The 22,360-nt window shown below is 72.5% G+C and carries 24 protein-coding genes and 1 riboswitch; of the genes, 13 read left to right on the plus strand and 11 right to left on the minus strand.

Going from position 1 to position 22,360, the window contains the following annotated elements:
- Positions 1-45: 45 nt before the first annotated feature.
- The 8 genes from JQC91_RS15905 to JQC91_RS15940 form a co-directional block, all read right to left on the minus strand.
- Positions 46-1,293 carry a TFIIB-type zinc finger domain-containing protein gene (locus JQC91_RS15905; RefSeq protein WP_238941583.1) on the minus strand — a complete coding sequence of 416 codons (1,248 nt, stop codon included), beginning with the start codon at positions 1,291-1,293 and terminating at the stop codon, positions 46-48.
- Complete coding sequence (locus JQC91_RS15910; RefSeq protein WP_203288326.1) at positions 1,290-1,826, minus strand: cytochrome b/b6 domain-containing protein; 537 nt, start codon at positions 1,824-1,826, stop codon at positions 1,290-1,292. Before JQC91_RS15910 ends, JQC91_RS15905 begins: the two co-directional genes overlap by 4 nt.
- The gene (locus tag JQC91_RS15915; protein ID WP_203288327.1) at positions 1,823-2,224 is read right to left on the minus strand and encodes a hypothetical protein; all 402 of its coding nucleotides are present in this window, start codon (positions 2,222-2,224) and stop codon (positions 1,823-1,825) included. Before JQC91_RS15915 ends, JQC91_RS15910 begins: the two co-directional genes overlap by 4 nt.
- Before the next feature lies 1 nt (position 2,225).
- Positions 2,226-3,350, minus strand: a complete 1,125-nt coding sequence (locus JQC91_RS15920; protein ID WP_203288328.1) for an SPFH domain-containing protein — start codon at positions 3,348-3,350, stop codon at positions 2,226-2,228.
- Positions 3,351-3,400: 50 nt separating this feature from the next.
- Complete coding sequence (locus tag JQC91_RS15925) at positions 3,401-4,330, minus strand: DUF2927 domain-containing protein (protein WP_203288329.1); 930 nt, start codon at positions 4,328-4,330, stop codon at positions 3,401-3,403.
- A 2-nt stretch (positions 4,331-4,332) separates the two neighbouring features.
- Complete coding sequence (locus JQC91_RS15930; protein WP_203288330.1) at positions 4,333-5,526, minus strand: toxic anion resistance protein; 1,194 nt, start codon at positions 5,524-5,526, stop codon at positions 4,333-4,335.
- Positions 5,526-6,431 carry a 5-bromo-4-chloroindolyl phosphate hydrolysis family protein gene (locus JQC91_RS15935; RefSeq protein ID WP_203288331.1) on the minus strand — a complete coding sequence of 302 codons (906 nt, stop codon included), beginning with the start codon at positions 6,429-6,431 and terminating at the stop codon, positions 5,526-5,528. Before JQC91_RS15935 ends, JQC91_RS15930 begins: the two co-directional genes overlap by 1 nt.
- A 205-nt stretch (positions 6,432-6,636) precedes the next feature.
- Complete coding sequence (locus JQC91_RS15940) at positions 6,637-7,314, minus strand: glutathione S-transferase N-terminal domain-containing protein (RefSeq protein WP_203288333.1); 678 nt, start codon at positions 7,312-7,314, stop codon at positions 6,637-6,639.
- 90 nt (positions 7,315-7,404) lie between these two features.
- A riboswitch (SAM riboswitch) is annotated at positions 7,405-7,481 on the plus strand.
- 63 nt (positions 7,482-7,544) lie between these two features.
- Between JQC91_RS15940 and metZ the strand changes: the two genes are divergently transcribed.
- From metZ to chrA, 8 genes are all read left to right on the plus strand, one after another.
- On the plus strand, positions 7,545-8,738 hold the full coding sequence (gene metZ / locus JQC91_RS15945) for an O-succinylhomoserine sulfhydrylase (RefSeq protein WP_203288334.1): 1,194 nt from the start codon (positions 7,545-7,547) through the stop codon (positions 8,736-8,738).
- A gap of 129 nt (positions 8,739-8,867) precedes the next feature.
- Entirely contained in the window at positions 8,868-9,128 is a 261-nt protein-coding gene (locus JQC91_RS15950) for a hypothetical protein (RefSeq protein ID WP_203288706.1), read from the plus strand.
- A 70-nt stretch (positions 9,129-9,198) separates the two neighbouring features.
- Complete coding sequence (locus tag JQC91_RS15955) at positions 9,199-9,456, plus strand: hypothetical protein (protein WP_203288707.1); 258 nt, start codon at positions 9,199-9,201, stop codon at positions 9,454-9,456.
- A 234-nt stretch (positions 9,457-9,690) separates the two neighbouring features.
- Entirely contained in the window at positions 9,691-9,933 is a 243-nt protein-coding gene (locus JQC91_RS15960; RefSeq protein WP_203288708.1) for a hypothetical protein, read from the plus strand.
- 368 nt (positions 9,934-10,301) lie between these two features.
- Positions 10,302-10,580: a hypothetical protein gene (locus JQC91_RS15965; RefSeq protein WP_203288709.1), complete on the plus strand. Its 279-nt coding sequence runs from the start codon at positions 10,302-10,304 to the stop codon at positions 10,578-10,580.
- A 173-nt stretch (positions 10,581-10,753) separates the two neighbouring features.
- Positions 10,754-11,818, plus strand: a complete 1,065-nt coding sequence (gene folE2, locus JQC91_RS15970) for a GTP cyclohydrolase FolE2 (protein WP_203288335.1) — start codon at positions 10,754-10,756, stop codon at positions 11,816-11,818.
- Between the two features lie 102 nt (positions 11,819-11,920).
- Positions 11,921-12,541, plus strand: a complete 621-nt coding sequence (locus JQC91_RS15975; protein WP_203288336.1) for a rhodanese-like domain-containing protein — start codon at positions 11,921-11,923, stop codon at positions 12,539-12,541.
- Positions 12,538-13,758 (plus strand): chromate efflux transporter, encoded by a 1,221-nt coding sequence (chrA, locus tag JQC91_RS15980; RefSeq protein WP_203288337.1) that lies wholly within the window; start codon positions 12,538-12,540, stop codon positions 13,756-13,758. Before JQC91_RS15975 ends, chrA begins: the two co-directional genes overlap by 4 nt.
- Before the next feature lie 38 nt (positions 13,759-13,796).
- On the opposite strand, the gene JQC91_RS15985 is transcribed toward chrA, so the two are convergent.
- On the minus strand, positions 13,797-14,549 hold the full coding sequence (locus JQC91_RS15985; RefSeq protein ID WP_203288338.1) for an SDR family NAD(P)-dependent oxidoreductase: 753 nt from the start codon (positions 14,547-14,549) through the stop codon (positions 13,797-13,799).
- Positions 14,550-14,653: 104 nt separating this feature from the next.
- Between JQC91_RS15985 and JQC91_RS15990 the strand changes: the two genes are divergently transcribed.
- From JQC91_RS15990 to JQC91_RS16005, 4 genes are all read left to right on the plus strand, one after another.
- Positions 14,654-15,103, plus strand: coding sequence for a DUF4112 domain-containing protein (locus JQC91_RS15990; protein ID WP_203288339.1), 450 nt, complete (start codon positions 14,654-14,656; stop codon positions 15,101-15,103).
- Positions 15,103-16,056: an endonuclease/exonuclease/phosphatase family protein gene (locus tag JQC91_RS15995; RefSeq protein WP_203288340.1), complete on the plus strand. Its 954-nt coding sequence runs from the start codon at positions 15,103-15,105 to the stop codon at positions 16,054-16,056. The genes JQC91_RS15990 and JQC91_RS15995 overlap by 1 nt, the downstream gene beginning before the upstream one ends.
- Before the next feature lie 69 nt (positions 16,057-16,125).
- Positions 16,126-17,130 (plus strand): YihY/virulence factor BrkB family protein, encoded by a 1,005-nt coding sequence (locus JQC91_RS16000; RefSeq protein ID WP_203288341.1) that lies wholly within the window; start codon positions 16,126-16,128, stop codon positions 17,128-17,130.
- A complete protein-coding gene (locus tag JQC91_RS16005; RefSeq protein WP_203288342.1) occupies positions 17,127-18,302 on the plus strand; it encodes an AI-2E family transporter in 1,176 nt (391 codons plus the stop codon). Before JQC91_RS16000 ends, JQC91_RS16005 begins: the two co-directional genes overlap by 4 nt.
- 37 nt (positions 18,303-18,339) lie before the next feature.
- Here JQC91_RS16005 and JQC91_RS16010 read toward each other — a convergent pair whose 3' ends face one another.
- Positions 18,340-20,844: an FtsX-like permease family protein gene (locus JQC91_RS16010; protein WP_203288343.1), complete on the minus strand. Its 2,505-nt coding sequence runs from the start codon at positions 20,842-20,844 to the stop codon at positions 18,340-18,342.
- Positions 20,841-21,527 carry an ATP-binding cassette domain-containing protein gene (locus JQC91_RS16015; RefSeq protein ID WP_203288344.1) on the minus strand — a complete coding sequence of 229 codons (687 nt, stop codon included), beginning with the start codon at positions 21,525-21,527 and terminating at the stop codon, positions 20,841-20,843. The genes JQC91_RS16010 and JQC91_RS16015 overlap by 4 nt, the downstream gene beginning before the upstream one ends.
- Here JQC91_RS16015 and JQC91_RS16020 point away from each other — a divergent pair.
- Positions 21,526-22,218 (plus strand): arylesterase, encoded by a 693-nt coding sequence (locus tag JQC91_RS16020; protein WP_203288346.1) that lies wholly within the window; start codon positions 21,526-21,528, stop codon positions 22,216-22,218. The two genes, JQC91_RS16015 and JQC91_RS16020, sit on opposite strands and share 2 nt — an antisense overlap.
- Positions 22,219-22,360 lie beyond the last annotated feature (142 nt).

Here is a 22,360-nt window from a genome sequence, read left to right on the forward strand (position 1 = left end):
CTGGTGACGGGGGGCAACGCGCGGACGGAGGAGGGGGATCCGCGCCTAGTCGCCCAGCCACGAGGGACCGTCGAGCGTCCCGCCGCGCGGGATGACGATGGTCTCGCGCCCCGGCACCGTCAGGGTGCCGCCCTCGGGGAAGGAGAGGCCGTCGAGCGACGCTCCCTGCGCCCCCGCGTAGAGGAAGAGGGCCACGCCCGCGACGATCAGCGCGGCGAGGACGGCGAGGGCGATCTTGACTGCCGAGTAGGGCCGCTCGCCCTGCACGCGCCCGGTCTGGCCATTGACGACGAAGCGGAACGACTTGCCGCGATACTTGTAGGCGGCGACCCAGACCGGCAGCAGCACGTGCTTGAAGGTCACGTCCGACAGCCGCGTCTCGGCCGAGGTGATGCGCTGCTGGTCGCCGCCGATGTCGAGCCGGATGTCGCGGGCGATCACCGCGTCCATGCGCGCGCGGGCCTCCTGCAGCGCGTCGTCCAGTTCCACCCGGTAGGCCTCGGCCCGGAAGCCGGCGAGGTATTGCGGGGCGTAGGGGGCGAGGCCCGACAGGTCCCACGGCTGCAGCGCGTCGGTGTGGGACTTAGGCAGCGAGGTGGAGGCGAGGATCAGCACGTCGTCGAAGAAGCGCCGCACCCGGCCCCGGCGGGGGGTCCAACGGACCTTGGGGACGTTGACGACGACCGGCTTGCCGTCGCGGATCACGCGCTGCTGCACGTAGTACACGTCGCCGCGCTGGCCGGTGTAGGCGGTGTCGGTCTGCGCGTCGATCGTCCAGAACGGCACGTAGACGCCGTTCATCTTCTGCCCCTTGCGGGCGTATTTCGTCAGGCCGTTGGGCGCGAACCACAGGTTGCCCAACCAGCCGTCCATGCGGTCGTGCGCCTCCCGCTCCTCGAGGGCGAAGGGGACGACGGCGGCGGGCTTGATGTGGCGGTCGACGCCGGTGTCGGTGACGACGGGCGTGGCGCAGAACGGGCATTCGGCGGAATGGATGGCGGGGTCGAACTCCACCTGCGCGCCGCAGTTCGGGCACGACAGGACGCGCGTCTCCTCCATCTCCGCGCCGCCCCGCGCGGAGGAGAGGCCCTCGCGGATGTCGATCTCTCGGATGGCGCGGGGGTTGGCGGGGGCCAGCGGCTCTTGGTTGCCGCAGTGGTCGCAGATCATCCGGTCGTCGCCGGGGTCGAACCGCATGTCGCCGCCGCAGGTGTCGCAGGGGAAGCGGTGCTCTTGGGTCGCGGGGACCTCGGCGGGGCGGTCCGTGCCGCCGACGGGGGGGATGCTCGTCATAGGAAGCGGTGTAGCGCCTTCGGGGCCATGATCCGCAAGGCGTTGTCGCGCAGCCGGAGGTGCCGCCACAGGTGGAAGCCCGCGTGGAGGGCCGCGACTGCGCCCAGCAGGTAGAACTGCACCTCGTGGAAGACGCCCACGAGGTCGTTCAGGCGCGGCAGTCCGAGCGGCGGCGCGATGGGCACGACGTCGCCCGCCCAGAGCAGGCGCGCTGAGGTGAGGCCGAGGAGGAAGCCGCCCACCACGACGGCGAGGAGGCCCCAGATCAGCGTCAGGTGCAGCCAGCGGTGCGCCGGGCGCAGCGCGCCGCGCAGCTTCGGCCCGGGGCGGGAAAGGAGGCCGTGGCGCAGGTACTCCCCGAACCACAGCAGCGAGAGGGTGACGAAGACGAGGCCGAAGACGGAATGGAGGTCGACCCACCGCGCGCCCCACCGGCTCACGTCGGCGGGCTGGACCACGAGGAACCAGACGAAGAAGGGCAGCACGATCCAGTGGAGCGCCTTGATCCTCGTGCGGCGGTTCGGGGCCTTCAATGGAGGGCCTTCGGCAGCATCCGCCGGAACGCGCCGTCGCCCAGCACGCCCGCGCGGTAGAGGTTCCAGACGGCGTGGAGGGCCGAGGCCGCGAGGGTGGCGAGAAGGACCGGGCGCGCGAGGGACGGATCGGTCAGCGCGAAGGCCGCGCCCACGAGGTAGAGCCCAAGGAGCGCCGCGTGGCTGAGATGGGCGGCGGTGCGCATCGCGCCCCGGAGCGCCGGGGAGGGGCCGCCCCGCAGCCCCCACAGCACCGTGATGGTCCCCCAAAGCGCCGCGTGACCCGCGATCAGGACCGGCGGGACCGCCCCGAAGAGCCAGCCCACGATCATCGGGAGCGCGGTCCAGTGGAGCGCCATGACCACGGGGCGCAGGATCGCGGGGCCGCGGGCGGCCATGTCAGGCGCCCGGCGGCGGGGGCGGGGGCATCACGGTGAAGAGCTGGGCCAGCTCGTCCACGTCCTCGGCCTTCATCCAGCCGTCCTGCCCTTGCGTCCACACGTAGGTCTCGCGCGTGATCTCGCCGTCGGTGACCATGCGCCCGAGGCGGGCCTTGGAGAACGGGCCCTTGGTCGCGCCGCCTTCGGCGACGTGCCAGACGTGCTCGACCGGCGGGGGCGGTGGGGCGGCGCGCTGGGGCTGCTGCGGCTGCTGCCCCCCCATCTGACCCCAAGGCCCGGCCTGCGCCATCGAGTTGGCCATGCCCATGCCCATCCCCATGCCGAGCCCCGCGCCCATGCCCGAGTTCGGCGTGCCGGCGGCGGTCTGCATCGCCTCGGCGGTGGCGTATTGCTGATACTTGCCGAGATCCCCGATCACCCCCATCGAGGTCCGCTTGTCGAGCGCGGCCTCCACCGCCGGGGGCAGCGAGACGTTCTCGAAGTAGAGTTCCGGCACCGACAGGCCGTACTCGCCCAGCGTGACGGACACTTGCTCGGCCACGATGCGGCCCAGCTCGTCGGTGTTGGCGGCCATGTCGAGGACGGGGATGCGCGACTGCGCCAGCGCGCGGGACGCCGACTGGACGATCATGTTCCGGATCTGGAACTGGATCTCGTCTTGGGTGAAGTCGCCGTCCGTGCCCACGATCTCGCGCAGGAAGAGCGCGGGGTCGGCGACCTTGATCGCGTAGGTCCCGAAGGCGCGCAGGCGGACGGGCCCGAACTCGGGGTCGCGCAGCGTGATCGGGTTCTTGGTGCCCCACTTGAGGTCCGTGAAGCGGCGGGTGGCGACGAAGTAGATCTCGGACTTGAAGGGCGACTTGAACCCGTGGTCCCAGTGCTGGAGCGTCGTCATGATCGGCATGTTGTTGGTCTCGAGCATGTAGAGACCGGGCATGAACACGTCCGCCAGCTGCCCCTCGTGCACGAAGACCGCCGCCTGCCCCTCGCGCACCGTCAGCTTGGCGCCGTACTTGATCTCGTGGCCGTGCCGCTCGAACCGGTGGACCAGCGTGTCGCGGCTGTCGTCCGTCCACTCGATGACGTCGATGAACTGGCCGGAGAGGAAGTCGAAGATGGGCATGGGGGACTCCGTGGGACGGGGGAGAGGGTAGGGGGACGCGGGCCGGAGGTCTAGGACGGCCCCGCCCGGAGCCCGTTCGCGATCCGCGCCACCACGGGCCGCGCCTGCTCGGGCGTCATGCCGGGGCGCAACGCGTCGTCGTAGAGGATGCGCAGCAGCATCTCGTCGTGGCGGGTCAGGGTGGCGAACTGGTCGTCCTCGTTGAAGATCGAGGGGCGCGCGGCAGGGCTGTCGTTGGGCAGGCCCATCCCCTGCGCCAGCTCCTCGTGGTAGCAGGCGAGGCGCATCAGGTCCGGGTGCTCGGAGCGGATAAGCGCGATGGATCCGTCGTAGACGCTCGGGTTCGCGCGCGAGGGGAAGGCGTAGTTGGCGCAGAACGTGCTGCGCGGGCGGGTCGTGATCTCGCGGGCGAGATCGCGCGACAGGGTCGGGCGGACGTCGAGCAGGGCGGGGGCGAGCGCCGCCTGTTCGTCCAGCGACACGACGAAGACGTGGTAGTTGCCGCCCCGCTCGACCAGCGCGACCGGATGGCCCGTGGCGGCGCGGATACGCCCCAGCAGCGCCCGGACGCGGGCGCGGTCCTGCTGGCGGTCCTCCGCGGAGACGGACGCGCCGAAGTGCATCTGCACGCGCACGGGCTGGTCCCAGCGGCGCAGCCGCGCCTGCACCTGGGAGGCGACGTAGCGCCCCGCGACGAGGTCGTACTCGCTGAACAGCGCGATCCGCTCGAAGTTGGCGATGAGGTCGCCCGCGTCGAACGGCACGCCCGCGCCCCCGTCCACCCGCAGCAGGCCCTGCGCCAGCCGCCGGTCGCGGATGTCGCGGTAGTAGGCCGCCGCCGCCCGGCTGGCCGCCGACGGACCCGGCGCCGCGGCGGGCGCGGCGGGCCGGGCCCGCGGGACGGGCTCGGGGTCGGGCGGCGGGGGCGGCGCCGCGCAGGCGGCCAGCGCCGCAAGCGCGAGGGCGGCCAGCGCGCGCATCGTCAGGCGGGCGGGACCGAGGTGCCCGCGTTGTCGCCGACCCCGTCGCGGCGGGCGGACGCGGAGGCGAGCGTCTCGCGCAGCTTGGCCTCCATCTCCTCCAGCTCCTGCTCGGCCGAGGCGCGGGCGGCCTTGCCCTCGTCGGCGATCTGGAGCGACTCCTGGATGGTGGCGATCAGGTCCTCGTTGGCCTGCCGCACCGCGGCGATGTCGAACACGCCGCGCTCCATCTCCTCGCGGACGATCTTGTTGCTCTCGCGCAGGTTCTTGGCGTTGGACGTCAGCAGCTCGTTCGTTAGGTCGTTGGCCTCGCGCACCGCCTCGGCCGCCTCGCGGCTCCGCTGGATCGTCACCGCCTGCGCCAGCTGCGTCTCCCACAGCGGCACGGTGTTCACGAGCGTCGAGTTGATCTTGGTGACGAGGCTCTTGTCGTTCTCCTGCACCAAGCGGATCGAGGGCAGGGACTGCATCGTCACCTGCCGCGTGAGCCGCAGGTCGTGGACGCGCCGCTCGAGGTCGTCGCGCGCCGCGCGCAGGTCGCGCAGTTCCTGCGCGAGGAGCATCTCGTCGTCGGTGGCGTTCGCGACCTGCTGCTCCTTGGCGGGGATCGTCTCCTCGTCGAGCTGCGCCAGCTTCGCCTCGCCGGCGGCGATGTAGAGCTCCAGCTCGTGATAGAAGTCGAGCGTCTTGTCATAGAGCTTGTCGAGCGACTTGATGTCCTTGAGCAGCACCGTCTCATGGCGCAGCAGCTCGTCGGTGATCCGGTCGATCTGGCCCTGCACGTCCTCGTAGCGGGCGACGAACTGCGCGAAGGGCGCGGCGCGGCCGAGCAGCTTCTCCCACCACGACCGCTTGCGCCGCACGTCCAGCTCGGAGACCGAGAAGCCGCGGATCGTGCTGACGATCCCGCGGAGCGAGTCGCCCGCCGGGCCGACGTCCTTGTTCTTCACGTCGGCCAGCATCGCCTGGCTGATCTCCTGCAGCTCCGCCTGCGCGGCCGAGCCGAAGGTGACGATCGACTGGGTGTTCTCCATGTCGATCTGGGCCATCCGCTCCTCGATCTTCGCCTTCTTGTCGGCGGGGGCGGCGTCGATGGTGACGAGCGCATTCGCGGACGGCACGGGGGCGGGCGGGATGGCGGCGGCCTCCACCTCGGCGGTCATCGCGGCGGCCTGCGCGCGGGTGTTCGTGTCCATCAGTCCCTCTCCATCCTCAGGCCCTCGGCCTTCAAGCGGTCCCGCAGGACCTCGATCTCGACCTCCAGATCGGTGCGATCGGAGATGAGCAGCGTCTCTCGCTTGGCGTCCATGCCCTGCTCCAGTTCGGCGAGGATGCGCTCCCACTCGGCGCGGGACTCGGCGTCCTTGGTCCGCGCCCAGAGGTCCGCGAACTTGACCGTCGCGTCGCGCGCGCCCTGCAGGTAGACGCCCAGCCACTTGCGCGCCGCCGTCAGGTCGCGGGGGTCGTCCTCGACCTGCCGGAACATCTTGCGCGCGGTCTGGGCGAAGGCCTCGACGCGCGCCTCGGCGGTGCGGTCGCGGGCGCGCAGCACGGCGTCGCGCATCGCGGCGAGGTGGCGCTCGGCCTCCTCGACGGTGCGGGCCACGCGCTCGGTCTGGAAGGCGTCGACCCCTTCCATCCCCTTGTCGCGCATCGGGTCGATCCCGAACGAGGCGAGGTGCAGCCCCGCCGCCGCGATCCCGTAGAGCGCGCCCGCCACGACCCCGTCGAGGCCCGACATCGCCGCCAGCGTCACGCCGATCCCGGAGAGCGCCGCGCCGAAGATCTTGCGCGGGATGGCGGGGCGGCGGGCGACCTTGCGGACGGTCCACTCGGCCTCGGCGCGCAGCCCCTCCTGCGTCAGGTAGCCCGCGCCGAAGATGGCGGCCCCGGCCAGCAGGTTGGTCACCAGCGAGGCGGCCCCCGGCCCGACGAAGCCGAAGACGACCGGCACCGCGCCCAATGCCATCAGGATCGTCGTGCGCGCCCGGCCCACGAGGGGCGGCTTGAACTCGGGGCGCCGCGCGCCCGTGCGGGGCAGGGGGGTGGCGGGGTCGCGCCGCCCCTCGGGGGAGAACTCGCCGCCGAACCGCTTGGCCATCTACAGCATGCCCCCGTCCAGCACGCCCGCGCCGGCCAGCGCGACCAGCACGGCGAGCGCGGCGAAGGCGACCTTCTGGACCCCGGTGGATTGCATCGGCGCGGATTCCCCATGTTGCGCGGCGGACCCTAGCGGGGCGGGCCCGTCCTCGCCAGCCCGACGCCGCACGGGGCGCCCCGGTTCCGGGATCGTGCCGGTCGCGGCCCTAGCGCCGGGAGGGGTGCAGGTGCTCGTTGGGCTTGGAGGTCGGGTCGCGCCGCCGCTCGGCCAGCAGCGCGCGGCCCGCCCGCACGGCGGGCCGCTCGCCCACCTCCTCCAGCCAGCGCGCCATGTGCGGCGTGGCGTCGAGGTCGTGGCGCTGCCCCTCCCAGAGCGAGGCCCACGGCCAGATCGCCATGTCCGCGATGGTGTACTCCTCCCCCGCCACGAAGGCGCGTCCGGCCAACTGCCGGTCCAGCACCCCGTAGAGCCGCGCCGTCTCGGCCACGTATCGGTCCTGCGCGTAGGGGATCGGATCGGGGGCGTACTTGAGGAAGTGGTGCGCCTGGCCTGCCATCGGCCCGACGCCCCCCATCTGCCAGTGCAGCCAGCAGTCCACGCCGATCCGCATCCGCTCGGTCGATCCGCCGAACCGGCCCGTCTTGCGCGCGAGGTATTGCAGGATGGCGCCCGATTCCCACACCGCGATCGGCGCGCCGTCCGGTCCCTCGGGATCGACGATCGCCGGGATGCGCCCGTTCGGGTTGACGGCGAGGTAGTCCGGCGCCTTCTGCGCGCCCGTCCCGATGTCGACGGGATGCACCGCGTAGGGCAGCCCCATCTCCTCCAAGGCGATGGCGACCTTCCAGCCGTTCGGCGTGGGCCACGTGTAGAAGTCGATCATGCGGGTCCTCCTGCTCGCCGCATCGTGACCGGCGGAACCCCCCGCGCCAAGCCGTCCCGGCTTGCCGCCACCCCGCGCGCCCGGTATTCCACGCGCCACCGAGGGGATTTGAGCCGGATTGCGGCCCTCGTTAAACGAACCGCTAAAGAGGTGCGTCCGGTCAGATGGCGACCGGCCTCTCCCATCGCCGGCGCCACGCCACGGGGGCGCGCCCCCGACAGGAGATCCACATGAAGGACTCGACCGACCGTCCCCTCCATCCCCGGACGCGGGCCGTCCACGCCGGCACCCGCCGCTCCCAGTACGGCGAGCTGTCCGAGGCGCTCTTTCTCACCCAAGGCTTCGCCTATCCCGACAGCGCCTCGGCCGAGGCGCGGTTCGAGAGCTTGGGCGACGACGAGTTCATCTACGCCCGATACGGCAACCCCACCGTCGCCATGTTCGAGGGGCGCATGGCCGCGCTGGAGGGGGCCGAGGACGCCTTCGCCACAGCCTCCGGAATGGCCGCCGTGTCCGGCGCGCTCCTGTCCATGCTCTCCGCAGGCGACCGCATCGTCGGCGCGCGCGCGCTCTTCGGCTCCTGCCTCTATGTCCTCGAGGACGTGCTGCCCCGCTTCGGCGTCGAGGTGGAGCTGGTCGACGGCACGGACCCCGCCGCGTGGGAGCGCGCGATCACGCCGGGCACCAAGGCCGTCTTCTTCGAATCCGTCTCCAATCCCGGCCTCGAGGTCGTCGACATCAAGGCCGTCTCGGCGCTCGCCCACGCAGTCGGCGCGACGGTCGTCGTCGACAACGTCTTCGCCACCCCCGTCGACAGCCGCGCGCTCGACCTCGGGGCGGACGTGGTCATCTACTCGACCACCAAGCACGTGGACGGGCAGGGGCGCTGCCTCGGCGGGGTGATCCTCGGGACGCGGGAGTTCGTCCGCAAAACCGCCGAGCCGTTCCTCAAGCACACCGGCGGGGCCATGTCGCCGTTCAACGCATGGGTGATGCTCAAGGGGCTGGAGCACATGCACCTGCGGGTGGGCGCCCAAGCGGAGACGGCGCTGACGCTCGCGCGCGACCTCGAAGGGCACCCGGCCGTGGCGCGTGTCCTGCACCCCCACCTCCCCAGCCACCCCCAGCACGACGTCGCGCGCCGCCAGATGGCGATCGGCGGCACGGTGTTCTGCATCGAGGTGCGCGGCGGCAAGGACGCCTGCTTCCGCGTCCTCGACGCGCTGCGGGTGTGGACGATCTCCAACAACCTCGGGGACGCCAAGTCGATCGTCACCCATCCGGCCACCACGACGCACCAGCGCCTCCCCGAGGCGACGAAGGCCGCGCTGGGCATCACGCCCGGCCTCGTCCGCCTGTCCGCCGGGCTGGAGGACGCGGGGGATCTCCGCGCGGACCTGATGGCGGCCCTCGCCACCGCCTAGACCCGGCGCATTCGAGCGAAACGGCCCGGTCGCGCCCCATCGGGGGGCAGGCCGGGCCGGGAATCATCTGCATCTCCGGTTCCAGACGACGCGGCCCCGCCGCTGTCCGAACGAGAACGGAGACCAGAGATGAACACCCTGAAGACCTTCCTATCCACCGAGTCCGGCGCCGTGACCGTCGACTGGGTGGTGCTGACCGCCGCCCTCGTGGGCCTCGGCCTCGCCGTCATGGGCGTGGTGTCGACCGGCGTGCAGAACGCGTCGAACTCCATCGCCGAGCAGCTCAACACCACGGTGATCGACTCGCGGTTCGAGAACACGAACGCGGGCACGGCGGACGATCCCGACTGGCAGGCGGACGGCTTCGGCAACGGCGCCGAGAACAACTGACCCAAGGCGGCGGGGCCGCCGAGGCGGCCCCGTCCCTCACTTCCGACCAGATCACCCAAGGAGAACCATCATGTTCAAGACCTTCCTCGCTTCCGAATCCGGCGCCGTCACCGTCGACTGGGTCGTGCTGACCGCCGCCCTCGTGGGCCTTGGCCTCGCCGTCATGGGCGTGGTGTCGACCGGCGTGCAGAACGCGTCGAACTCCATCGCCACGGAGCTCAGCGCCGAGGGGCTGATCGACTCGCGGTTCGAGAACACGAACGCGGGCACGGCGGACGATCCCGACTGGCAGGCGAACGGCTTCGGCAACGGCGCCGAGAACAACTGACCCGCAGACCGGTCCGGGCCGCGCGCCCGGCCCCCCATCTTCCGCGCCCCGTCCACGATCTCCGTGGGCGGGGCGTCTCTGTTTCCGCACTGGGCGCCCACGTCCCGATCATTTCGCGCGAATTGCCCGAACACGCCCCGGAATCGCCCAGCCCCACCATCAAACCGTCCCCATCGAAGGACGGCGGCACTGACCGACGCCTCGGGAACGAAGCTAACCAAGGGATACACTCCAATGCTGAAGAACTTCATCGCCTCCGAATCCGGTGCCGTGACCGTCGACTGGGTCGTGCTGACCGCCGCCCTCGTGGGCCTCGGCCTCGCCGTCATGGGTGTGGTGTCGACCGGCGTGCAGAACGCCTCCAACGCCATCGCGAACGAGCTGAACACCGTGTCGACGAACAGCGGCTTCCTGAACGACGCCGACGGCAACGCGGTCGGCTTCAACAACAACGCCTCGACGATCGCCGACGACTGATCCCGATCCGATCGGCCCTCCGGGGGCCGGCAGGGGCCGCCCGCGCACAGCGCGGGCGGCCCTTCTCGTTCTCCGCTCCCCGGGGATGGGCGTCCGGCGCGGGGCCCACGGGCGATCTCGACGGGGCCGGACGGTCGCGGAACGCCTGGCGACGGCGGGGTCGCGTCCGGGGACACCGGAGACAATGGAGCGGCTTCGCCCCGATACCGACCGCATCCGCCGCCGCGCCCCGGATTGAACGCACGATTTCTCTCAAAGAGCGCGGACATGCCCTGATCATGCCCCGACTTCCCACCACAACGGATCCATCGAAGGACGGCGGCACGGACCGGCGCCTCGGGAACGAAGCAACCAAGAGAGACAAGACCATGATCAAGAACTTTATCGCCTCCGAATCCGGCGCCGTCACCGTCGACTGGGTCGTGCTGACCGCCGCCCTCGTGGGCCTCGGCCTCGCCGTCATGGGCGTCGTGTCGACCGGCGTGCAGTCCGCCTCGAACCAGATCGGCGGCGCGCTGTCCTCCGACACGCTGATCCAGTCGACCTTCCAGCAGTCGACCACCACCACGGGCACCGGCGACGACGCCGTCACCACGACGACCGCGCTGGGCTTCAACAACAACGCCTCGACGCTGCCGGCCGAGTGATCGCCGCCTGAGTTCGGGCCCCGGTCCGTCTCCGCCCCGTCCGCGCACGTCGCGGGCGGGGACTTCCTGCGCCAGAATAGGGAACCCGGTCAGCCGTTTGGCGTTTTGCCGTTTGCTCCGCGCCCGGCTCCGCCCCATATCCTCCCGGCAGCGCGAACCGAAGGGAGGGGCGCATGGACGTCCACGCACCGGACATTGACCGCCGACCCACCGAGGCCGAGGCGCAGGCCGCCCTCGCGCTCCTGCGGCGCTACGCCGACACGGCCGCGCCCGCCGCGCGCGCGGCGATCGAGGCGGCCATGCCGTCCCGCTATCCCGTGCTCTCCGCGACCTATCCGGCGACCCATGTCGCCGACGCGGCCTACCGCGCGACGCTGCCCGACCTGCAGAACGGCCCCGCCAGCTCGATCCGCGGCGAGGACCGCGCGATCCAGCATGTCGGCATCTCGAACTTCCGCCTGCCGCTGACCATCCCCACGCGCGGCGGCCCCCGCGCCGTCGACGCCGCCGTCACGGGCACCGTCTCGCTGGAGGCGGGGCGCAAGGGGATCAACATGTCGCGCATCATGCGCTCCTTCTACGCCGCCGCCGGCGAGACGATGGGGTTCGACGCCGTCGAGCGGGCGCTCGACGCCTACCTCACCGACCTCGACGCGGGCGACGCGCGGATCCTGATCCGCTTCGCGTTGCCGCTGCAGGTCGAGAGCCTGCGCTCCGGGCTGACCGGGTGGCAGTACTACGACTGCGCCATGGAGGTCGTGCGCTCGGGCGGCATCCGCCGCCGCATTCTGCACCTCGACTACGTCTACTCCTCGACCTGCCCGTGCTCGCTCGAACTCTCCGAGCACGCGCGCCGGACCCGCGGGCAGCTGGCCACGCCGCATTCGCAGCGGTCCGTCGCACGCCTCTCGGTCGAGGTCGGGGACGTGGGCGTCGAGGACCTGATCGACGCCTGCCGCGCCGCCGTGCCGACCGAGACGCAGGTGATGGTGAAGCGCGAGGACGAGCAGGCCTTCGCCGAACTCAACGCCGCGAACCCGATCTTCGTCGAGGACGCGGCCCGGCTGTTCGCGCAGGCGATCCGGGGCGTGCCCGGGACGGGGGACTTCCGGGTCGCCGCGTCCCATCAGGAATCGCTGCACAGCCACGATGCGGTGTCCGTCCTGACGCGAGGCGACCTCTTCGCGGCCGGCTCGCTGGAGACGCATCTCTTCGGGTCGCTCGTCCACCCCGCTTGATCCGCGCCCCCCGTGCCGGTAGCCGTCGCGGACGGGGCGGCGCGCGCCCCGTCAGGCATCCCGCCCAAGCGCGTCTTCACCGTTTCGACGGAGGGATGCCCCATGACCGACCTTCTCATCACCGCGGCGGCGATCGGCGACCGCCTGCACCGACCCGACGCGCCGACGATCTGGGACGTCCGCACGCCCGAGGACGCGGCCGAGGCGCCCACGCGGCTGCCCGGCGCACGGCGCGCGACGCTCGACCAGATCGCGGAGGCCGAGGCCGTCCGCGACGCCGTCTGCTACTGCCAGAAGGGCGGCAAGATCAGCCAGATCGCCGCCTCGCTGCTGCGGCGGCGGGGCGGGCGGGCTTGGGCGTTGGAAGGGGGCCACCTGGGATGGGAGGGGCCGGTCGTGGCGCTCGAGCGGCCCGCGCGGCGCTGGGTGATCGCGGCCACGCCGACATGGGGCGAGGTCGCGTCCGCGTGGCTCGTCCGTCGGCTGATCGATCGCGGGGCGGAGATCGTCGAGGTGGAGCGGGACCAGGTCGCGGCGGCGGCGGAGGTCTGGTCGGCGCGGGCGGTGCCGCGGGATCCGGCGGGGCTGGCGCGGGACGCGGGGCTCGTGCATCCGGCGGTCGATCGGCTCGCGGCGGCGGAGGGGTGCGAGCGGTTCGTGCGTGGAATCAAGGTCTTGGGGCGCGATCCGATCGAGGCCGTCGATGCGTGGGTGGCGGCATGACCGTCGCGTGGCGGGAGGTCTGGGCCTCGTTCGGGCGGATCGGGGTCATGTCCTTCGGCGGGCCGGCGGCGCAGATCGCGGTGATGCAGCGCGAGCTGGTGGAGCGGCGCGGGTGGCTGGACGGGGAGGGATTCCTGCGCGGGCTGGCCTTCTGCACGCTGCTGCCGGGGCCGGAGGCGATGCAGTTGGCGACCTATGCCGGGTGGCGGGTGCGGGGGACGCTGGGGGGATTGACGGCGGGGCTGCTCTTCGTGCTGCCGGGGGCGGTCGTGATGATGGGGCTCGCGGCAGCCTACCTGACCTACGGGCGGTTGGCGGCGGTGGAGGCCGCATTCCTCGGGGTGAAGGCCGCGGTGCTGGCCATCGTGTTGAACGCGCTCGTGAAACTTTGGGACAAGGTCGCGGGCGGACCGCTGGAATTGGCAATTGCCACCGGGGCGTTCGCCGCGCTCCTGCTCGGCGTCCCGTTCTGGGCGGTGCTGATCGCGGGCGGATTGTCGGGCCTGCTCAAGGGGTTCGGGGATGCTGCAGCGCAGCATCCGGCGATTCGACCCGAGGCGGTGGCGGGAACGGTCCGGGTCGTGATCACATGGGGGCTCGTGTGGTGGGTTCCGCTGCTGGGTGTGATCACGTTCGCGCCGGGCACGGCGGCGGCGGAGGCGGCGGTGTTCTTCTCGTGGCTGGCGACGGTCAGCTTCGGGGGGGCCTACGCCGTGCTTGCCGCGCTGTCGCAGACGGCGGTGGAGCAATACGGCTGGCTGACCAAGGCGCAGATGATCGACGGGCTGGGCCTGGCGGAGACGACGCCGGGGCCGCTCATCCTCGTGACGACGTTCACGGCGTGGCTGGGCGGGGCGGCGTCGGGCGGGTGGCCGATGGCGCTGGCGACGGCGGCGACGGGGCTGTGGGCGACCTTCGCGCCATGCTTCCTGTTCATCTTCGCGGGCGCGCCGCACGTGGAGCGGCTGACGGCGATGCCGAAGGTCCGGGGCGCGCTGCGGGGGATCACGGCGGCGGTGCTGGGGGTGATCGCGGCGCTGGCGGTCTGGTTCGGGCGCGCGACCATCTGGCCGGACGGGCTGGACCCGGTCGCGCTGGCGCTGGCGGTGGTGGCGGGGGCGCTCCTGCTGGGGCTGCGCCGCGGCCTCGTAGAAACGCTGCTGCTCTGCGCGCTGCTGGCCCTCGGGTGGCATCTCCTCGGTGGATCAGTGGCTTGACCGGCGTCCCTCATGCGGGCGGGGGGCGGGGCCGGCGCTCAGTAGGTCGCCCGGCCGCCCGACAGGTCGAACACCGCCCCGGTGGTGAAGGCGTTCTCGGCGGAGACAATCCACGCGATCATGGCCGCCGCCTCGTCCACCTCGAGGAAGCGCTCGCGCGGGATCTTGGAGAGCATGTAGGCGGTGTGGTCCTCGGACATCTGGTCGAAGATGGGGGTGCGGGCGGCGGCGGGGGTGACGCAGTTCACCGCGACGTCGTGGCCCGCCAGTTCCTTGCCGAGCGACTTGGTCAGGCCGATCACGCCCGCCTTGGAGGCGGAGTAGGCGGAGGCGTTCGGGTTGCCCTCCTTGCCGGCGACGGAGGCGATGTTACAGATACGCCCGTAGCCGCGCGCGACCATGCCGGGCACCACGCAGCGGTTCACGAGGAAGGTGCCGGTGAGGTTCACCTCCACGATGCGGCGCCAGTCGTCGACGGGGTAGTCCGCGACGGGCATGTTCGGCCCGGCGATCCCGGCGGAGTTCACGAGGATGTCGGGGCCGGTGCCCCATTCGGCCTCCGTGGCGGCGAGGGCGTCGGCGAGCGATCCCTCGGAGGAGACGTCGGCGGCCACGGCGAGGGTGCCGCGGGCGGCGCAGGCGTCCTCGTTGGCGGGGTTCACGTCCCACGAGGCGACGGCGGCGCCCGAGGCGACGAGGCGGTCCATCACGGCGAGGCCGATGCCTTGCGCGCCCCCCGTCACGACGGCGCGGCGCCCGGTGAGGTCGATTCGGTTGCGGGCGGGGGCCATGAGCGCATCTCCGGTCAACGTGTTGCACGATGGGTGGCAGCAGCGCGCGCCGGGAACAAGTCGGGCGGGCCGCGCGCTGATCGGGCATGACATACGGACGTCCCATGACCGACAGGCCCGCCGAGGCGGGCGTCGCCCCCGACCCGGCGGCGGCCTACGCCACGCCGACCCCGCCCCCGTGGGAGCGCCTGCGGCGGCTGGAGCGGCTCGCCGACAACCTCGACAGCCGGTATCGGATCCCCGGCACGTCGATCCGCTTCGGCTGGGACTCGATCCTCGGGCTGGTGCCGGGGATCGGGGACATCGCGCCCCTCGGGCCTGCGGGCTACATCCTGCTCGAAGGGCACCGGCTGGGGATGCCGGGGCCAAGCAAGGCGAAGATGGCCGGCTGGACGGCGCTGGACTGGGCCGTCGGCTCCGTGCCGCTGATCGGCGACCTGCTCGACGTCGGCATCAAGTCGAACCGGCGCAACGTGGCCGCGATCCGCGCCCATCTCGAACGGGTGCACGGCCCCGCGCCCTTCCCGCCGGCCGTGGAGGACGCGCGTCCGTGATGCGCCGGGTGCTCGGCGGCTTGGTCCTGCTCCTGACGGCGGGGGTCGCGGTGGCGACGCTGCTGCCGTTCTCGGTGTCCTCGGCATGGTGGGTGCGGATGTGGGACTTCCCGCGGCTGCACGTCCTCGCCTTGGCCGTCCTGCTGCTCCCGCTCGCGTGGTGGGCGCTGCCGCGCGGGGTGCGGGGCTGGACCCTGCTCGTGCTGTTGGCGGCGGGCGCGTGGCAGACGTCGTGGGTGTGGCGCTACCTCCCCTTCGCGCCGGAGACGGTGGAGATCGCGGACGGCGCGGGGATCCGGATCGCGGCGCTCAACGTGCTGCAGACGAACGACGGGCACGCGGCGGTGCGCGACTGGATCGCCGAGGTGGACGCGGACGTGCTGCTGCTGATGGAGACGGACGCGGTCTGGGCCGAGGCGGTGGCGCCCGCGCTGGAAGGCTACGACCTGCGGGCCGAGCGGATCGCGGACGACTTCTACGGCATGATCTTCGCCTCGCGGCTGCCGGGGGAGGCGGAGATCGTGTTCCCCTCACGCGACGACGAGCCGGCCGTGGTCGCGCGGCTGGAGGCGGAGGGCGGCCCCTTCGTGGTGGTGGGCGTGCATCCGCATCCGCCGGTCCCGATGACCACGGTGGAGGAGCGCGACCGCCAGATCGAGCTGGCGGCCGAGCTGGGCCACGACCTCGAACTGCCGGTGGCGGCGGTGGGGGACTTCAACGACGTGGTGTGGACGCGCGCCTCGGTGCGCTACCGCGAGATCGGCGGCTTCCTCGACCCGCGCGAGGGGCGCGGCGTGGCGGCGTCGTTCGACGCCCGGTCGTGGTGGCTGCGCTTCCCGATCGACCAGGCGCTGGTGACCGAGGGGCTCACGGTGCACCGGTTCGAGATCGGGCGGGACGTCGGGTCGGACCATTTCCCCGTCATCCTGGAGGTGTCGCCCACCGGGGGTTGAGCGGGACCGGAGGGGGAACAACCGCGCCGTCGGGGCGTTTCCGGCGCGACCTGCACCACGGAGCCCCTCATGGCCTCGACCACCGAAGATATCCGTTCCGCCGCCTCGCCCGAGGAGGCCGCGCGCCTCCAGCCGGGACGGGGGCGGGACGCGACCAAGCCGACGGAGATCCCCGCGAAGGGGTGGTCGGACGTGCTCAAGCGGACCTTCGCGGAGATCTCGAACGACAACGTGATGCTCGTGGCGGCGGGGGTGGCGTTCTACGGGCTGCTCGCGGTGTTTCCGGCGATCACGGCGCTGATGTCGATCACGGGGCTGCTCTACTCCCCCGACGAGCTGGTGTCGGTGCTGGAGGGGGTGACGGCGGTGGTGCCGCCGGACGTGTCGGAGATCCTGCTGGACCAGGCGCGCGCGGTCGCGTCCTCGGCGGAGGGGGGGCTGACGCTCGGCCTGATCGTGGGCGTGGCGCTGGCGCTGTGGTCGGCCTCGGCGGGCGTGGACGCGCTCGTGACGGGCATCAACGTGGCCTACGACGAGGAGGAGACCCGCGGGTTCGTGCGCCGCAAGGGGATGATCCTGCTGATGACGGTCGGGATGATCGTCGGCGTGATCCTCGCGGCGGCGCTGGTCGTGGTGGTGCCCATCGTGCTGGCCGTGGTGTCGTGGGCGCCGGGGATGGAGACGGCGATCTCCGTGCTGAAGTACGTGCCGCTCGCGCTGATCGTGCTGGTCGGCCTCGGGATCCTCTACCGCTACTCGCCCGACCGGGACGCGGCGAAGTGGCGGTGGCTGACGACGGGGACGCTGATCGCGGGGGCGCTGTGGCTCGTCGCGTCGATCGCGTTCTCGATCTACGTGCAGACCTTCGGCTCCTACAACGAGACGTTCGGGTCCATCGCGGGGGTGGTCGTGCTGCTGATGTGGATGTGGATCAGCGCGCTGGTGATCCTCGTGGGCGCGGAGCTGAACTCGGAGCTGGAGCATCAGACCGCGCGCGACACGACCACCGGCGTCCGGGAGCCGATGGGCCACCGCGGGGCGGTGAAGGCCGACACGCTGGGGGCCGCGAAGTGACCCCCGCCGACGGTGCGGCGCCGCTGGAGGCGCCCGTCGTGGAGGATCCGCGGCCGGGCCTCCCGACGCGCCCGCCGCGCCACCCGCTCACGGTCCCGATCTGGGGGCTGTTCCTGATGGCCTTGGTGGCGGCGCTGGTCTGGGCGGCGCCGTTCCTGCTGCCGGTGACCACGGCGGTCCTGTTCTACTTCATCCTGTCGGCCCCGCGCCGCGCCTTGGCGCGGATCGGGATCCCCGCGCCGGTCACGGCCTTGGGCGTCACGGCCCTGTTGATCGGGGCGATCGTGTTCGCGGGGATCGTCCTCGCCGACCCGGTCACCAAGTTCGTCGCGGACATCCCGACCCTGCTGGAGCGGAGCCTGTCGTCGCTGACGGCGCCGGGCGGGCCGCTGGAGGCCTTCGCGGTGGCGGCGGACGCGACCGAGGAGGTGGTGGCGCAGACCGGGGCGCAGCAGCCGGTGCCCGTCGAGATGGTCTCCGATTCCGGGATCGCCTACTCGCTCGTGTCGGTGGCGCCGGGCGTGCTGGGCCAGATCGTGTTCTCGGTCTGCCTCCTGTTCTTCCTCGTGTCGTCGGGGGACATGTTCACCCAGAAGGCGGTCCAGTCGATGGACCGCTTCGAGGACAAGCGCCGGACGGTGCGGACCGTGCGCGCCATCGAGGAGCGGCTGGGCAACTACCTCGGCGCGATCACCCTGATCAACGTGGGCCTCGGCGTCGCCATCGGCGCGGCGATGTGGTGGTGGGGCCTGCCGAGCCCGTGGCTGATCGGGATCATGGCGACGTTCCTGAACTTCATCCCCTTCGTCGGGGCGGTGATCGGAGCGCTGGTGACGGGCCTCGTCGCCTTCACGGGTTCTATGGACCTGTGGTTCGGGCTGGGCGCGGCGGGGACCTACTACCTGCTGACCTCGATCGAGGGGCAGTTCGTCACGCCCACCTTGGTGGGCCGCCGCCTGAGCCTCAACGTCACGATGGTGTTCCTGTCCGTCGCGTTCTTCGCATGGATCTGGTCGGTGATGGGCATGGTCGTCGCCGTCCCGACGCTCGTCGTGCTCAAGATCGTCTGCGACGCGGTGCCCCGCCTGCGGAAGCTGGGCCTGTTCCTCGGAGACGCGGAGGGGTTCATCCCCGTCATCAAGGACGACGAGCCGGACGCCGCGAAGGTCTGACGACCCGGGCCGCCGCCCCGGAGGCGGCGGCCTCCGGTCAGTCCGCCGAGCGCAGCACGCGCGCGGGGCGGGCGGCCAGCGGGCGCCACGCGAAGAGGAGGCCCGCCAGCACCGTGGCGAGCGCGCCGCCCACCACGATCACGAGGGCGGAGACCCATTCGAACCGGTAGGGCGCCTCCATCACGAAGGTCATGATGCCCCAGCCCGCCGTCGCGCCCGCCGCGATGGCGACGATCCCGGCGGCGGCGCCGAGGAGCGCTGAGCGCAGCGCGAAGGACGCGAGGATCGTGCCGCGCGCGGCGCCCACGGTCTTGAGGACGGCGGCCTCGAACACGCGCGCGCGCTCGCCCGCCGCCGCCGCGCCGATGAGGACGACGAAGCCCGTGAGCAGCGTGGCGCCCGCGCCCCACGAGGTGGCGGCGGCCAGCGCGCCCAGCGCCTCGGTCACGAGGTCGATGGCGTCGCGCACGCGGATCGCGGTGATGTTGGGCGCGTCGCCCGCCACGGCGCGCAGCAGGCGGGCCTCGGCCTCCTCCTCGGCGTAGAGGGTGGCGATGTGGGTATGGGGCGCGCCCGCGACGGCCGCCGGGTTGAGCGTCATCACGAATCCGAGGCCGCCGGTCGAGAAGTCGACGTTGCGGAAGGAGGTGACCGTCGCGTCGATGTCGCGGCCGAGGATGTTGACCGTGACCTCGTCGCCCAGCTCGATCCCGATCTCCAGCGCCTCCTCCTCGGCGAAGGAGACCTGCGGCGGGCCGGCGTAGTCCTCGGGCCACCATTCGCCGGCGACGACCTGCGTGCCCTCGGGCGGCTGGTCGGCGTAGGTGATGCCCCGGTCGCCCCGCACGACCCAGTGGTCGCCCGCCACCTCGCGCGCGTCGACGCCGTTGATGCGGGCCAGGACGCCGCGCATCATGGGCGCGGTGTCGACGCGCTCGACCTGCGGATCCTCGCGCAGCGTGGTGAGGAAGCGGTCGAGCTGGTCGGTCTGGATGTCGACGAAGAAGTAGGCGGGCGCGCGCTCGGGCAGGTCACGGTCGATGGCGGCGCGCATGTTGGCGTCGATCTGGCCCACGGCGGCCAGCACCGTGAGGCCGAGGCCGAGGGACAGGACCACGGAAGTGGCGTCGCCGCCGGGGCCGCCCACGGCGCCGAGGGCGAGGCGGAGCGCGGGCTTGCCGCGGGCGAAGCGGCTCGTCGCCAAGCGGCGGGCGAGGGCGCGGACGCCCCACGCCGCGCCCACGAGGACCAGCAGCGCGACGACGATGCCACCCGCCGCCCAGAGGGCGAGGTCGGGAATGCCCGACAGCCATGCGGCGAGGCCCACCAGCAGGACGACGAGGCCCGCGATGACCGCGAGGTCGGCGGGGCGGGGCAGGGCGCGGCCCGTGCCCGTCGCCTCGCGGAACAGCGACGCGGCGCGCAGGTCGCGCGTGCGGGCGAGCGGCCAGAGCGTGAAGATGAGGGCGGTGAGCGCGCCGTAGAGCGCCGCCTCCATGAGCGGCAACGGGTGGATGCCCAGCGCCACCGGGATCGGCAGGCGAGCTTGGATGATCGGGCCGGCGATGAGCGGGATGACCACCCCGAGGGCGAGGCCCAGCGCGATGCCCACGGCGGCCAGCACGGCGATCTGGATCAGGTAGGCCGCGAAGATGGTGGAGCCGGTGGCGCCCACGGTCTTGAGCGTGGCGATCACGGGCGTCTTGCGGGCGAGGTAGGTGCGGACGGCGGCCGAGACGCCGATGCCGCCCACGGCGAGGCCCGCGAGCCCCACGAGGACGAGGAAGCTGCCCACGCGGTCCACGAACCGCTCGACCTGCGGGGCGGCGTTGCGGCGGTCGCGCCAGCGCATGCCGCTGTCGGGGAAGGCGGCCGCGAGCGCAGCCTCGGCGGCGTCGAGGTCGGTCGTGGCGGGCAGCTCCATGCGGTAGAGCGACTCGAAGAGCGACCCCTCTGATAGGAGACCCGTCCCGTCGAGCGCCTCCGCGCGGACGAGCGTGCGCGGGCCGAGGCCGAAGCCGCCCGCGCCGAAGTCCGGCTCCGACTCCAGCAGGGCCGCGACGGTGAACGGCTTGTCGCCCAAGCGCATCTCGTCGCCCACCTCCAGCCCGAGGCGCGCGGCGAGGACGGGGTGGATCACGACGCGGTCGCCGTCCAGCGCCTCGTCCAAGGGCAGGGGCGGGTCGGTCCGGACGGCGCCCACGAGGGGGTAGGCGTCGTCGACGGCCTTCACCTGCGTGAGCGCGCGCTCGTCGCCGACGACGGCCATGGAGCGGAAGTCCACCACCTCGGAGACGCGGGTGGCGATGCTCTCGAAGTAGGCGCGCTCCTCGGGGGTGGCGGTGCGGTAGTCGTACTCGACCTCCGCGTCGCCGCCGAGGATGGTCCGGCCCTCACGGGAGAGCCCCTCGGAGATGGAGACCCGGACGGAGCCGACGGCGGCGATGGCCGCCACCCCGAGGGCGAGGCAGAGGAGGAAGATGCGGAAGCCCGACAGGCCGCCCCGCAGTTCGCGCAGCGCGATGGTGGCGGCGGGGGTCATTCCGCCGCTTCCCGGACCGCCTCGGACTCCAGCCGCCCGTCCACCAGCCGGATCGTCCGGTCGCAGCGGTTGGCGAGGTCCATGGAGTGGGTGACCAGCACCAGCGTGGCGCCGTGGCGGTCGCGCAGGCCGAAGAGGAGGTCCATGATCTGCTCGCCGGTGGACTGGTCGAGGTTGCCCGTGGGCTCGTCGGCCAAGAGAATGTCGGGGCGGGGGGCGGCGGCGCGGGCCAGCGCCACGCGCTGCTGCTCGCCGCCGGACATCTGGGCGGGGTAGTGGCCCTTGCGGTGGCCGAGGCCCACGGCGTCCAGCTCCTCGGCGGCGCGGTCGAAGGCGTCCCGCTTGCCGGCCAGCTCGAGCGGCGTGGCGACGTTCTCCAAGGCGGTCATCGTCGGGATCAGGTGGAAGGACTGGAACACGACCCCCATATGATCGCGGCGGAAGCGGGCCAGCGCGTCCTCGTCCAAGGCGGTCAGGTCGCGGCCCAAGGCCTCGACGGTGCCGCCGGTGGCGCGCTCCAGCCCGCCCATGAGCATGAGGAGCGACGACTTGCCCGATCCCGAAGGCCCCACCAGCCCCACCGTCTGCCGCTCGGCGATGTCGAGCGTGATGCCGTGCAGGATGTCGACGCGCCCCGCCGCCCCGTCGAGCGAGAGCGCGGCGTCGTTGAGGGAGAGGACCATGGAAAGCTCCGAACCGTTCGGTTCAGTCGCATATGGCACCGTGGCGCGCGGCCTCAAGGTGGCGGCGGTCGCTTTGGGACTGTTCGCCGCGCCCGCGGCGGCGCAGGAGGTCACGATCGCGGCACTGGGGGACAGTCTGACGGCGGGCTACGGACTGCCGGAGGAGGACGGGTTCGTTCCCGCGCTGAACCGCTGGCTGGACGCGGCGGGCGTCGCGGCGGAGGTGACGAACGCGGGCGTGTCGGGGGACACGACGGCGGGCGGGCTGGCGCGGCTGGACTGGACGCTGACGCCCGAGGTGGACGCGGTGATCGTGGCGCTGGGGGGCAACGACCTGCTGCGCGGGGTGGACCCGGCGGTGAGCCGCGCGAACCTCGACGGCATCCTGGAGGCCTTGGCGGCGCGGGGGGTGCCCGCGCTGGTGATCGGGATGGAGGCGTCGGGGAACTACGGCGCGGCCTACAAGGCGGCGTTCGACGCGATGTATCCGGAGCTGGCGGAGGAACACGGCGCGCTGCTGGCGCCGTCCTTCCTCGGGCCGCTGGTGGCGGAGGTCGACATCGGGACGGCGCGGGTGCGCTACATGCAAGGCGACGGCATCCATCCCAACGCCGAGGGGGTGGAGGTGATCGTCGAGGCGATCGGGCCGCGCGTGGCCGAGCTGGCCGCGGTGGCCGAGCCGGAGAGCTAGTCCGCGGGCGCGGCCAGCGCGCCCTGCGGCGCCTCGACGGACAGCAGGAGCGGCACGGCGAAGGGAGCCGCGACGAGCAGCACGATCAGCATCTCCTTGGCCGTGAGGCGGGGCATGGTGCCCTCCATCCGTCGCTGGTCCC

The organism is Jannaschia sp. Os4 (assembly GCF_016820245.1).
GTDB lineage: Bacteria > Pseudomonadota > Alphaproteobacteria > Rhodobacterales > Rhodobacteraceae > Jannaschia.

Bases quoted from the DNA above. Each gene is read 5' to 3' on its own strand.
- JQC91_RS16015 (WP_203288344.1), bottom strand. From the start codon at position 21,527: ATGGTCCTCTCCCTCAACGACGCCGCGCTCTCGCTCGACGGGGCGGCG.
- JQC91_RS16000 (WP_203288341.1), top strand. From the start codon at position 16,126: ATGGCCTCGACCACCGAAGATATCCGTTCCGCCGCCTCGCCCGAGGAG.
- JQC91_RS15915 (WP_203288327.1), bottom strand. From the start codon at position 2,224: ATGGCCGCCCGCGGCCCCGCGATCCTGCGCCCCGTGGTCATGGCGCTC.
- chrA (WP_203288337.1), top strand. From the start codon at position 12,538: ATGACCGTCGCGTGGCGGGAGGTCTGGGCCTCGTTCGGGCGGATCGGG.
- JQC91_RS15985 (WP_203288338.1), bottom strand. From the start codon at position 14,549: ATGGCCCCCGCCCGCAACCGAATCGACCTCACCGGGCGCCGCGCCGTC.
- JQC91_RS15940 (WP_203288333.1), bottom strand. From the start codon at position 7,314: ATGATCGACTTCTACACGTGGCCCACGCCGAACGGCTGGAAGGTCGCC.
- JQC91_RS16020 (WP_203288346.1), top strand. From the start codon at position 21,526: ATGGAAAGCTCCGAACCGTTCGGTTCAGTCGCATATGGCACCGTGGCG.
- JQC91_RS15995 (WP_203288340.1), top strand. From the start codon at position 15,103: ATGCGCCGGGTGCTCGGCGGCTTGGTCCTGCTCCTGACGGCGGGGGTC.
- JQC91_RS15925 (WP_203288329.1), bottom strand. From the start codon at position 4,330: ATGCGCGCGCTGGCCGCCCTCGCGCTTGCGGCGCTGGCCGCCTGCGCG.
- JQC91_RS15920 (WP_203288328.1), bottom strand. From the start codon at position 3,350: ATGCCCATCTTCGACTTCCTCTCCGGCCAGTTCATCGACGTCATCGAG.
- JQC91_RS15975 (WP_203288336.1), top strand. From the start codon at position 11,921: ATGACCGACCTTCTCATCACCGCGGCGGCGATCGGCGACCGCCTGCAC.
- JQC91_RS15955 (WP_203288707.1), top strand. From the start codon at position 9,199: ATGTTCAAGACCTTCCTCGCTTCCGAATCCGGCGCCGTCACCGTCGAC.
- folE2 (WP_203288335.1), top strand. From the start codon at position 10,754: ATGGACGTCCACGCACCGGACATTGACCGCCGACCCACCGAGGCCGAG.
- JQC91_RS15905 (WP_238941583.1), bottom strand. From the start codon at position 1,293: ATGACGAGCATCCCCCCCGTCGGCGGCACGGACCGCCCCGCCGAGGTC.
- JQC91_RS15935 (WP_203288331.1), bottom strand. From the start codon at position 6,431: ATGGCCAAGCGGTTCGGCGGCGAGTTCTCCCCCGAGGGGCGGCGCGAC.
- JQC91_RS15950 (WP_203288706.1), top strand. From the start codon at position 8,868: ATGAACACCCTGAAGACCTTCCTATCCACCGAGTCCGGCGCCGTGACC.
- JQC91_RS15990 (WP_203288339.1), top strand. From the start codon at position 14,654: ATGACCGACAGGCCCGCCGAGGCGGGCGTCGCCCCCGACCCGGCGGCG.
- JQC91_RS15960 (WP_203288708.1), top strand. From the start codon at position 9,691: ATGCTGAAGAACTTCATCGCCTCCGAATCCGGTGCCGTGACCGTCGAC.
- JQC91_RS16010 (WP_203288343.1), bottom strand. From the start codon at position 20,844: ATGACCCCCGCCGCCACCATCGCGCTGCGCGAACTGCGGGGCGGCCTG.
- metZ (WP_203288334.1), top strand. From the start codon at position 7,545: ATGAAGGACTCGACCGACCGTCCCCTCCATCCCCGGACGCGGGCCGTC.
- JQC91_RS15930 (WP_203288330.1), bottom strand. From the start codon at position 5,526: ATGGACACGAACACCCGCGCGCAGGCCGCCGCGATGACCGCCGAGGTG.
- JQC91_RS15965 (WP_203288709.1), top strand. From the start codon at position 10,302: ATGATCAAGAACTTTATCGCCTCCGAATCCGGCGCCGTCACCGTCGAC.